This window comes from Mycobacterium sp. IDUB_21 (genome assembly GCF_055419425.1).
The window spans coordinates 33,384-45,596 of sequence record NZ_JBVAXQ010000002.1 but is presented as its reverse complement, the minus strand read 5'-3'; the positions used below and the strand labels follow the sequence as shown (position 1 = coordinate 45,596).

The 12,213-nt window shown below is 69.6% G+C and carries 4 protein-coding genes; 1 reads left to right on the top strand and 3 read right to left on the bottom strand.

Going from position 1 to position 12,213, the window contains the following annotated elements; all coding sequences use genetic code 11:
* Window positions 1-48: 48 nt before the first annotated feature.
* From acpS to ACZYY4_RS03155, 3 genes are all read right to left on the bottom strand, one after another.
* Window positions 49-441: a holo-ACP synthase AcpS gene (acpS, locus tag ACZYY4_RS03165; protein WP_463808006.1), complete on the bottom strand. Its 393-nt coding sequence runs from the start codon at window positions 439-441 to the stop codon at window positions 49-51.
* An 11-nt stretch (window positions 442-452) separates the two neighbouring features.
* Entirely contained in the window at window positions 453-9,689 is a 9,237-nt protein-coding gene (locus ACZYY4_RS03160; protein WP_463808005.1) for a fatty acid synthase subunit beta domain-containing protein, read from the bottom strand.
* Between the two features lie 443 nt (window positions 9,690-10,132).
* Window positions 10,133-10,855, bottom strand: coding sequence for a DUF1906 domain-containing protein (locus ACZYY4_RS03155; protein ID WP_463808004.1), 723 nt, complete (start codon window positions 10,853-10,855; stop codon window positions 10,133-10,135).
* 112 nt (window positions 10,856-10,967) lie between these two features.
* On the opposite strand from ACZYY4_RS03155, the gene ACZYY4_RS03150 reads away from it, so the two are divergent.
* Window positions 10,968-12,209, top strand: a complete 1,242-nt coding sequence (locus tag ACZYY4_RS03150) for an MFS transporter (RefSeq protein WP_463808400.1) — start codon at window positions 10,968-10,970, stop codon at window positions 12,207-12,209.
* The last annotated feature ends 4 nt before the right edge of the window (window positions 12,210-12,213 follow it).

The following is a 12,213-nucleotide window of genomic DNA, read 5'->3' as shown; positions in this document are numbered from 1 at the left end:
GGAATCAGCGCGGCGCGTTGGCCGGGGACACGCACGCTCGCGGCAAGGTTAACCGACCTCGAGGATGGCCACCGCGGCGGCGGTGTCGGCCTCGTGGGTGAGCGACACATGGATCGTCACGTCCGCCAAGTGCCGGGCGATCTCACCGGAGAGCCGCACCTTCGGGCGCCCCCACATGTCGGTGACCACCTCGATATCGCGGTGTATCGCCTCCGGCAGCACCGGTTTCTGCGCGAACCGCGACCCCGACCACGCCTTGATCACCGCCTCCTTGGCCGCCCACCGGGCCGCCAGATGCCGAGCCGCCGACGAACTCTTGTCGGAGGCGTCGCGGCGCTCACCGGGGGTGAACGTCTCGGCGAACACCGTCCCCGGCTGGTCGACCTGCTCGGCGAAGTCGGTTATCGACACCAGATCGATCCCCACCCCAACGATGCTCATAACCGGGGAGATTATCCGATGTAGACGTCGCCGTCGCCGAGCCGTGCCGCCGGGTTGAGCAGCATTGCCGACTCCTGACGCTTCTCCGACGTGTCGTGGTCGAACCGCCGGTCGGCGGGCCGCTCGTACATCGGGCGGCCGCCGGCGATCGCCGAGGCGAGTCGGTGCTGGCCGGCCAGCACCCGGCCGGACGCCTGCTCCAGATACGCCTCGCGCTGGCTGGGGTCCAGTGCGGCCAGGAACGCCTGCGGGTGCACCAACGCGACCAGACCGGAGACGTGACCGAACCCGAGGCTGGTGACCAGCCCGGCCTTGAGCGGGAACTTCTCCCCCAGCTCCAGCGTCTCGCGCACCCACACCAGGTGCCCGGCGGTGGCCAGCTCGTCGTCGACGCAGTCCAGGCTGCGGTTGGGCGGGATTACCCCGTCGCGCAGCACCTGGCACAGGCCCATCATCTGGAAGACCGCCGCGCCGCCCTTGGCGTGCCCGGTGAGGCTCTTCTGGCTGATCACGAACAGCGGCGCACCATCCGAGCGGCCCAGCGAGTCGGCCAGCCGCTCATGCAGCTCGGTCTCGTTGGGGTCGTTGGCCAGCGTCGAGGTGTCGTGCTTGGAAACCACCGCGATGTCGTCGGCGCCCACGCCCAGCTTGGCCAGCGAACGGGCCAGCATCGAGTCCTTGCCGCCCCGACCCGCGCCCAGGGCACCCAGGCCCGGAGCCGGAATCGAGGTGTGTACGCCGTCGGCGAAGCTCTGCGCGTAGGCCACCACCGCCAGGACCGGCAGACCCATCTTGGCCGCCAGGTCGCCGCGGGCCAGCAGGATGGTCCCACCGCCCTGGGCCTCGACGAAGCCCAGCCGGCGCCGGTCGTTGGCACGGGAGAACTTCGAGTCGCTGATCCCCTTGGCGCGCATCATCTCGGTGTCGGCGGTGGCCGCCATGTCACCGAAGCCGATGATGGCTTCCAGAGTCAGGTCGTCGTAACCGCCGGTGACCACCAGCTCGGCCTTGCCCAACCGGATCTTGTCGACACCCTCCTCGACCGACACGGCCGCGGTGGCACATGCGGCAACCGGGTGGATCATCGCGCCGTAGGACCCGACGTAGCTCTGAACCACGTGTGCGGCAACGACGTTCGGCAGAACCTCCTGCAGGATGTCGTTGGGCTTGGACCGCCCCAGCAGGTTTCCGTGGTACATGGTCTGCATCGAGGTCATACCGCCCATGCCGGTGCCCTGGGTGCTGGCCACCAGCGACGGGTGCACCCAGCGCATCAGCTCGGTCGGGGTGAAGCCCGCCGACAAGAACGCGTCCACGGTCGCGACGATGTTCCACAGCGCCACCCGGTCGATGGAGGTGGCCATGTCCTGGCTGATCCCCCACACCGTCGGGTCGAACCCGGTCGGGATCTGAGCGCCCACGGTCCGCGACAGCTTGCTCTTGCGCGGCACCCGGATCTCGGTGCCCGCCTTGCGGATCACCTGCCAGTCGGACGAGTCCGGCACCGGGCGCACCAGGGTGTGCTCGGGGTCGAACTCGACGAAGGCCCGCGCGTCGGCCTCGCTGGAGACCACGAATGAGAAGTCCTTGTCCAGGAAGACACTGACCAGCAACGGCGACGCGTGGTCGGGGTCGATCGCACCGTCGTCGACGAATTCGCGGACACCGACCCGCTCCACCACGGTGTCGTGGTAGCGATCGACCAGTTCCGCCTCGTCGACCAGGTCCCCGGTCTCGGTGTCGTACCAGCCCGGAGTCGGGTCGTCTTCCCACTTGATCAGTCCAGTGGTCCAGGCCAGCTCCAGCACCCCGGCGGCCGACAGTTCGCCGGCGACCTCCATCTCGAAACGGGTGCGCGACGAGCCGAGCGGGCCCAGTTCGGCACCGCCGACGATGACCACCAGATCGGCCGGGTCGACGTCGAGGTCGGCCCAGACCGGCGGAGGCGCCGGCAGGTAGCCGCGCGGCGGACTCGGCAGCGCCGCAATGATGTTGGCGGCGTCCTCGAGTTCCGCGTCGGCTGCCTCGGCTGTCATCTCCTCGCGGGCCTTGGCGGCCAGCTCGGCCATGTCCAGATTCGCCTCGCCCAGCCCACCGGTCAGGTCGGCCTCGATCGGCGCGTTGGCCGCGGCCACCTTGGACTCGACGTCGCACAGGCCCAACAACATGGCCGCCATCTGTTCGGTCGAGTAGGTGGTGACGCCGGCTTCTTCGACCGCGTCGACGATGACGTCGTTGTGGCCCATCAGCCCGGTGCCGCGCGTCCAGCCGATCAGGGCGTGGGCCAGGCTGACCCGAGAAGCCCAGGATGACTCGGCCTTCCAGCGCGAAACCACCGCGTCCAGCGCGGCTTTGGCCTCGCCGTAGGCGCCGTCACCGCCGAACATGCCGCGGTTGGGCGAGCCGGGCAGCACCACGTGCAGCCGGGAGGCGATGTCGCGTTCGGCACCGATCTTCGACAGGCCACCGATCAGCCGCTGCACCGCCCACAGCAGCACCTTCATCTCCATCTCGGCACGCGAACCGGCCTCCGAGAGATCACCGGACACGCGCGGCGCCGCGAACGGGAACAGCAACGTCGGGGTCTGCGCGTCCTTGAGGTGGATCGACTGCGGCCCAAGGTTTTCCGACTGCTCGGCGCCCACCCATTCGACCAGCGCGTCGATGTCGGAGTAAGAAGCCATGTTGGCCGGCACCACCCACAGCGCCGCGCCGAAACGGGCGTGGTCGCGGTAGAGGTTGCGGTAGAAGACCAGGCGGTCGTCGTCGAGCTTGGACGTGGTCACGATGACGGTTGCGCCGCCGTCGAGCAGCTGGCCGGCCACCGACGCGGCGATCGAGCCCTTCGACGCGCCGGTCACCACCGCCACCTCGTCGCAGTAGCGGCCCCGGCCCGGGTTCTCCGCGCCGGCGGCGATCCGGGCGAACAGCGACGCGTGAATCTGCCGGCCCGCGGCCAGTGCGCGGCCCTGCCACCAGGTCGCCTGGGTGGCGACGACGTGGCCGGCGCCCTCGAAGCGCTCGGCGAGCCGAGGCCAGTCGGCGTCGATCTCGCCCTCGCCGGTCAGCCACAACTTGACCAGATCCTCACGGGCACTGGCCCAGCGGTCGTCGAACAGCACCGCCTTGCGCCCGTCGAACGCCGGCGCCACCAGCCGCGGCCAGTCCGAACCCAGTTCGGCGCTGACCAGGTCGATCAGCTCGCCGTCGGTGGTGCTGCCCGGGACCACGGCCATATCGTCGCTGAGGCCGAGCTGACCCAGCACCAGGCGGGCCGCCGAGGCGAGCACGCCGTCGCGGCCGGTGATCTGCTCGGTGAACTCCCCCAGCGCGGCGGCGTCCACCGTCGCACCGCCACCTCCGCCGGCCGACGGCAGGCTCACCGCCACACCCCGGCGGGCGGCCACCACGGCCACCGCGGCGTCGATGACGTTGTCGACCGAGGCGGCATCGGCCAGCGCGCCCTCGTGCAGGCCGCCCAGGGCGCCGCCCCGGACACTGGTGCCTTCGCGGGTGCCCAGCGCCACCTCGACGGTGACGTGCTTGGCCCAGCCATCGCCGAGCTCCCAGGTCTTCTTGACCCGTTCGGCGATCGCGGCGGGCCGCTTGCCGGACGGCCCGAGGACCGTGCGGAGTTGGTCGTTGATGGCATCGCTCAGCACCGGGCCGTACGGCTTGTAGGTGCGCGCCAGCTTGGTCACCTGTGACTTCAGCCCCGACAGGTCGGCCTCGGCGGCCCCGTCGATGGCGCCCAGGTTCAGCTCCGAGCCCAGGTCCACCAGCAACTGGTTGCGCCGCGACGACGCGCCGTCGGTGATGGACTCGATGGAGTCCAGCGCCTCGATCTGGTCGATGCGCATCTTGGCGCTCAATGCGATCAGCCCAAGGGTGGCATCGGCGGCGTCGAACGCGATGTCGTCGGGGCGCGGAGCACCCGACGGAGCCGTAGGCGCCGCGGGCGCCGGGGCCCCCACGGCAGGAGCGGCCTCCGCGGAAGCTTCAACTGATGCTTCCTCCTCCTCCGGCTCCGGCTCGGGGTCGGTGTCGGTGGCGAACAGCACCGCGGCGTCCCGCTCGGCGTTGAGTACTTCCACCGTGCTGTGGGCGTACTCGGGCAACTTGAGCGTGTTGGTGGCCAGCCCGGCGACCGTCGGAGCGGACTTCACCCCGATCTCGACGAACCGCTCCACGCCCAGGCCGCCGGCGGCGTCCTCGATGAACAGCAGGTCCTGGGTCTCGATCCAGCGCACCGGGCTGGCGAACTGCCATGCCAGCAACTCGATGACGACCTTGCGGCACAGCTCGCTCGGCTTCTCGTTGCGCCAGGTGTCGTAGTCGGCCAGGATCTCGTCGAGGGGCTCGGCCGGCACCAGGTCGCGAATCTCTTGGATGAACTCTCGGTCCAGGGTGAACGGCTTGGGCACCAGGTTGGGGATGTAGCGTCCGACGATCAGCTCGGGGTCGGTGTCCCGTGGCATGACGCGCTCCAGCGACCGCCGGAAGTCATCGACGCCGATGCGGAGCACCTCGGAGTGGAACGGCACGTCGATCCCGGGCACCAGGATGAACGACCGCTTGCCGCCGGAGATCTCACGGCGCCGCTCGACCTCGGCCTCCAGCGCCTCCAGGCCGGCCACCGTGCCGGCGATCGCATACTGCGAGCCGCGCAGGTTGAAGTTGACGATCTGCAGAAATTCCCCGGTGCGCTCGGCGATCTCGGCGACGAACGCAGTGACGTCGGCGTCGTCGAGGTCGATCTGCGACGGCCGGATGGCGGCCAGCCGGTAGTTCGACCGCCCCATGGCGTCACGCGGCACGATGTCGTGCATCTTCGAGCCACGGTGGAACACCACCTCCAGCAACGCCTCCAACTCGTAGACGTCACTGACACAAGCCAGTGCGGTGTACTCGCCGACGGAGTGACCGCAGGCGATCGCACCCTCGACGAATGCGCCCTGCTCGCGCATCTCGGCGACCTGCGCGGCGGCCACCGTGGCCATCGCCACCTGGGTGAACTGCGTCAGGTACAGCACACCCTCGGGGTGCTGGTAGTGCACACCGGAGGCGATCAGGCTGGTCGGGTTGTCGCGCACCACGTGCAGCACTGAGAAGCCCAAGGTGTCGCGGGTGAAGGTGTCCGCGGAGTCCCAGACCTTGCGGGCGGCCTTGGACCGGGCCCGGACGTCCATACCCATGCCCTTGTGCTGGATGCCCTGACCGGGGAACGCGTAGACGGTCTTGGGGGCGGTCAGCCGTGCCGTCGCCGACATCACCAGGTCCGAGCCGATCCGTGCGCTGACTTCCAGAACCTCTGCGCCCAGGTCGATTCCGACCCGGTCCACGCGGAAGTCGACGTCATCGCCGGGCTTGACCATGCCGAGGAAGCGCGCAGTCCAGCCGACCAGCCGCGCCGGTGGGCGAGCCTGGCCGTCTGTGGCGGTCGCCACGTGCTGCGCCGCGGCCGAGAGCCACATGCCGTGCACGATGGGCGATTCCAGGCCGGCCAGCAGCGCGGCGGCCCGGTCGGTGTGGATCGGGTTGTGGTCCCCGGAGACCATCGCGAACGGCCGCATGTCGACGGGCGCGGACACCGTGACGTCACGACGGCGACGACGCGGCGTGTCAGTGGCGTTGTCGGAGACTGCGCCGCCCGCCCGGACCGGGTCGGTGAGTTCCGCGGCGCCGGTGCGCCCGCGGATCGCGAACCGCTCCTCCAAGGTGGCCAGCACCGTTCCATCAGCTGCCGAGACGGTGACCGAGATCGGGACGACACGCCCGACTTCGGTGTCGGTGGCCGCCGAAGCCGTTGCAGTGACAGTCAATTCGGCCGGTTCCCCCGGCAGTGCGGCGAGCAGCTGAGCCGCGTGGTCCAGGTGCACCAGCGACAGCAGACCCTCGACGACGGGGAATCCGGCGTCGGTGGTGGCTGCCCCGACGGCAGCGAACACCGCGGGCCAGCAACGGCCGACCAGCGCGTCGGGCACGGTGGACAGTCCGGGGGCCAGCGGCGCACCGAACGTGGCGGTCACCCCGGCGTGGTCGGCGACCTGCTCGGGGTTCCACTCCACCGTCACCGTGGCCGAGCCGTCGACCACCGGTGGCAGCGCGCTCGGGCCGTCGACACCGGCCGCAATGGCCAGCACCGCGCGCATGGCGGTCGCGGCGTCCTCGGTGGAGACCAGCGGGGTGGCGCCGTCGACGACGGCATCCGGCACCGTGAAGCGAATGTCGATCCAGACGCCGGACAGCGGCACGCTGAGGACGACGTTGCGATCCGAGACGACCTCGAGACGTGCTCCAGTCGAGGGGTGGTTGGCCGTGCGATTCTCGTTCACCTGCCACTCGTCGGAGGCACCGATGCGGTGCACCGGGTTGGTGGCGGTGCGACCCGCCCACAGCACGTCGGGAGCGTCGAGCAGCACGGCCAGCGGGCCGGTCACATCGGTACGGCCCTGACGGCGTGCCGTGACGGGTCGCGGCTGCCCTCCTTCTTTCTGGAGGGCCGCCAGCACCTGGTCGATCGCCGCCTGCTCGAAGCGGTCCAGCAGCTCCCCGACCGGCTCGTCCACCCGGGTGATGCCGGCCACCGCGGTGATGCCCGGGATGATGCACACCTGCTCCGCGGTGTAGCGGGCGTCATGCGCCTGCCACAGGGAGTCGCTGCGCCACCACCGGCGCACGTCCTTGTCGATCACCGGCACGAAGTTGACCGGCTTGCCCGGCGTCTTGCACAGCTGGGTGAAGAACGGCGCGTCGGCCGGGTGCAGCCGGACGGACTCGGCCTCGGGGTAGCGGGCCAACAGCGCGGCGATTGCGTCGGCCGGACGCTCCAGGATCGCCGCGTCGGAATCGGTGAACAGGGTCTCGATCGGGCCGGATTCGACCTCGTTGAGCCGGGCTTCGGCGCGCTGCAGCATCGAGCCGAACCGCTCCCGCCAGGTGTCGGCCAGCCAAGGGCTGTCCGGCGAGGCGGTGTCGGCGGTCGAGTCGCCCGCGCCGATCGCCAGCTCCACGTATCGGCGCAGCCACTGCGCGTAGGTCATCTCGGGGACGTCACCGAAGTACGGCTTGGCGGTGTCGGCCAGCGCGGCGATGATCTCGTCGCGGCGCGCTGTGACCGCGTCGCCGTCGCCGGCGACCTCGTCGAGCAGCCGGCCGCACCGGGAGGCGGTGTTGTCGATCTCGTGGATGTCGGCACCGAGCTGACTGCGCGACGAAGCCATGCCGCCCTGGGCTTTTCCTGCGCCGATCCAGTGATCGGTGCCGGTGGTGTCGACCAGCATCTGCTTCACCGCCGGCGAAGTGGTGGCCTCCTTGGCGGCCATCGCCGCGGTGCCGACGAGGATGCCGTCAACGGGCATCGACGGGAAGCCATACTCCAGCGACCACTGCCCCGACAGGTATTCGGCGGCCCGCTCGGGGGTGCCGATGCCGCCACCGACGCAGAGGGTGATGTTGGGCTGCGAACGCAGCTCGGAGTAGGTGGCCAGCAGCAGGTCGTCGAGGTCCTCCCAGGAGTGGTGACCACCGGCACGGCCGCCCTCGACGTGCGCGATCACCGGGGTGGTGGGCACCTCGGCGGCGATGCGGATCACCGACCGGATCTGCTCGACGGTGCCGGGCTTGAACACCACGTGGCTGATGCCCGCCTCGTTGAGCTCGCCGATCAGCTCGACGGCTTCCTCGAGCTCCGGGATGCCGGCGCTGATCACCAGGCCGTCGAACGGGGCGCCGGACGCACGGGCCTTCTGCACCAGGCGCTTTCCGCCGACCTGCAGCTTCCACAGGTAGGGGTCCAGGAACAACGAGTTGAACTGGACCGTGCGGCCCGGCTCCAGCAACGTGGTCAGCTCCGCGACCCGGTCGTTGAAGATCTCCTCGGTGACCTGCCCGCCGCCGGCCAGCTCGGACCAGTGCCCGGCATTGGCGGCCGCGGCGACGATCTTGGCGTCGACGGTGGTCGGCGTCATACCGGCCAGCAGGATCGGCGACCGGCCGGTCAGCCGGGTGAACTTGGTGTCGAGCTTGACCCTGCCGTCGGGAAGCTGAACCACTGACGGGGCGTAACTCGTCCAGGGCCGCGCCACCTCCGGGACGGCGCCGATGGTGAACAGGTTGCGCTGCCCGCCGCGAGTCGCCACCGGCACGATCCCGATGCCCAGGCCGCGGATCACGGGTGCGGTCAGCCGGGTCAGGATGTCGCCGGGCCCCAGGTCCAGAATCCAGCGGGCGCCCGCGCCGTGCAGGGCGGTGATCTCGTCCACCCAGTCGACCTGGCCGACCAGGATCGACTCGGCCAGCTGGCGGGCAAGCGCCACGTCGAGGCCCACCTTGGCGGCCCATTGACCGACGATCTCGACGCCGTCGGACAACCGCGGCGAGTGGAAACCGACCTCGACCTGCACCGGCTCGAAGACCGGAGCGAAGACCGCGCCGCCGCGCAGCTTGTTCTTGCGCTCGGCGGCTTCCTTCTCGGCGATCTGCTCGCAGTACAGCTCGAAGCGCGACAGCTGCTCGGGGGTGCCGGTGATGACGACCGAACGCCGGCCGTTGCGGATCGAGAGCACCGGCGGAAGCACCGTACGCACATCGGTGGCGAACTCCTCCAGCAGTTGCTGGATGCGCTCCGGGTCGGCGTTGCCGACCGACACCATGGGCGGGCGGTCACCCAGGATCGTGATACCGCGACGACGGGCCACCAGGGTTCCCGCGGCCCCTACCAGCTGGGCGATCGCCAGCAGCTGCACGTCTGCCGCGCCGCCGGCTTTCAGCGACTCGACGGCCAGGATGCCCTGCGAGTGCCCAGCAGTGGCGACCGGCGGGGTGGCCGCCAGGTCCAGCCCCTGGCGCTCCAGCGCCCGCATCGCGGCGATCTGGGTGAGTAAGACACCCGGGACCGACACGGCAGCCGAGGTCAGTTGTTTAGCCGACGGGATCGGGTCTTCGGCTGCCAGCGCCCGCACCCACTGCAGCGGTTCGAAGCCGATCGGACGGACCACGACGAGTTCCTTGGCGACCGGCTCCAGCAGCAGGTCGGCCTCACCGGCCAGCGTGGCCAGCTCGGTCTCGATCCCGGCGGAGGAGACCAGCTCCTCGAGCGACTCCAGCCAGGCGCTGCCCTGGCCGCCGAAGGCGACCGCGTACGGTTCGCCGGCTGTCAGACGATCCACCAGGGCGGACGAGGCGTTGGGACGCGGCCCTGAGCCGGCGCCGTCGGCGGACACCCGGTCATGTTCGTGGATCGTCACGTTATATATCTCCCCTGCTCTGGAACATCGCGTCTTTGCCGTCGCCTGCCGGCGTGACCGGCTGGGCCCTTGTCGGGCAGCGGGCTCTCGCGTCGTCGCGGCCGCGCTACAGCAGTAAGAGTGTCATAAGAACCTGTGCCGTTTCTGCAGCTAATTGGTTACTGGTGAGTTCTACGCTCGGGTAACCCACCTGCGAATATCACGCGCTTCGACGGTGCCCTGGGCCAAGAAGAACAAACGTCCTGCATGCGCGGGGTTACGGTCCAGTAGCCACAACGGCGCTGATCAAGGCTGCATTGTTATCTAATCGTTATGTTCGAATCCGACCGACCGAAGTCGTCGTCGACAGCCGCGGTCACGGTGTCAACCAGGCGTGGTGATCCGCGCCACCCGACGGGCGGCGCAGCGCTACTCGGGACGGCAGCCGAAGCGCCCCGCGCGGGTCAGGCCCACTGACCGAACTCGGGTGCGAGGATCTCGTTGATATCGACTCCGACGTTGCCGACCTTGCGCTTGTCGACCTCGACCTGATGCAGATTGGCCGCCTGGTGGGCGATGCCGCCCGGCGAACCCCAGTTGTGCTGCCAGAAGTAGGAACCCAGGCCGTCCTGCACCGCCCACTCGATGGTCTTGGAGTTGGCGTAGACACCAGTGCGCTCCGGCCCGATCACCGATTCCCAACCGCGCAGGTAGGGGGCCACCTGCTGCTGGTATTGGTCATATGACGGGTCATCGTCGATCGACGCGTAGATCGGCGCATTGTCCGGCCCGCCCGCCGCGCTGTGCAGTTGCACGCCGCGCTGGGCGTGCTCGACGCCGGCGCCCTGGCCGCCCAGCCAGTCCGCCGTCGCCTGCTTGCCGTACTGATAGCAGGAGACGATCTTGAGGCCGTTCTGATTCAGATCGTGCGCCTCGGCCGGCTGAATCGGCTTGCCGAGCATCCAGTCAGCGCCGGGCCGGCGGTCCGAGACGTAGCGGATGGCTCCGGCGGCACCGGCCGCTGCGATCTCTTCGGCGGTCAAGACACCGGCCGCATAGTCCAGCAGGATGCCCAACGGAGCCGCTTGGGCCGTCGCCGCCAGCAGTGCCGACGCCGCGGCGCCGAGACCGATCGCAGCCGGGGCGGTCGCAGCGAATTTGAGCACGTCGCGCCGGGAAATCAACACGCGCCAAACGATACGGCAGACCCCCGCCGATCACGGGTGTCTCACCGCCACAGGGCAGGATGGCCGGGTGACACAGGCGCGGGAGGCAGGTCGCTCATGGCGTCCCTGGATCGTGTGGGGCACCGGGCTGCTGTCCTACGTGGTGGCGGTGCTGGACCGCACCACGTTCGGGGTGTCGGGTCTGGACGCCGCCGAGCGGTTCAGCGCCGGCCCGAGCGCCTTGTCGTCGTTCGTGATCCTGCAGCTCATCGTTTACGCATCGATGCAGATTCCAGCCGGAGTGCTGCTGGACCGATTCGGCCCCAAGGCGATGATCGCCACCGGCGTCGGGGTGCTCTCCGCCGCTCAGTTGACGCTCTCGCTGACCCATTCGCTGCCCATCGCACTCGGCGCATACGCCGTCGTCGGGCTGGGCGACGCGTTCGTGTTCATCTCCGTCATCCGATTGCTGCCGAATTGGTTTGCACCCGAACGCGTCCCGCTACTGACCCAGCTGACCGGGATCTGCGGTCAGTTCGGGCAGCTTCTCTCAGCGGTGCCGTTCCTGGCGATTCTGCTGCACCACGGCTGGACGGCGGCCTACCTGTCGGCAGCCGCCCTGGGTGTGCTGGCCGTCGCGCTGACCCTCGGCGTGTGCCGCGATGCTCCGGCGGGAACGCCCATTACCGTGCAGCCGCGGACGTTTCGGGCGGTCTTCAGTGACGTCAAGACGGTCTGGTCACGGCCGGGAACCAAGCTGGGCTTCTTCACCCACATGGGCACGCCGTTCTCGGCGAACGTCTTTGCGCTGATGTGGGGCGTGCCGTACCTGACAACCGCACAGGGGCTTTCACGCAGCGTGGCCGGTGCGTTGCTGACGCTGTCGGTAGCGACCTTCGTCGTGGTCGGGCTACTGACCGGGACCCTGTCCGCGCGCCGGCCCGAGCACCGAGCGGGGCTGGTGCTGGCGATGATCGCCCTGACCGCCTGCACCTGGGCCGTACTGCTGGCGCTGCCCTCCCCCGCGCCGCACTGGCTGCTGGCGTTGCTGATCGTGGTGATCTCGGCGGGCCAGCCGGTGTCGATCCTGGCGTTCGACTTCGCCCGCACCCACAACCCGCCGGCCGCGTTGGGCACCGCGCAGGGCATGGTCAACACCGGCGGTTTCATCGCCACGCTGGTGGTCATGCAGGCGATGGGAATCGTCATCGCGATGGCCGGCGGTTATTCGTTCTCGGCGTTCCGGCTGGCCTGGACCGTCCAGTACGTCATCTGGGCGCTGGCCGCCCTGGGCGTGGTGATCAACGCGCGCAGAGCCCGCGACTCGGAGTCCCTCGGTGAAACGCACACACGAGTGACCGCGAACGAGCCGTGACGGT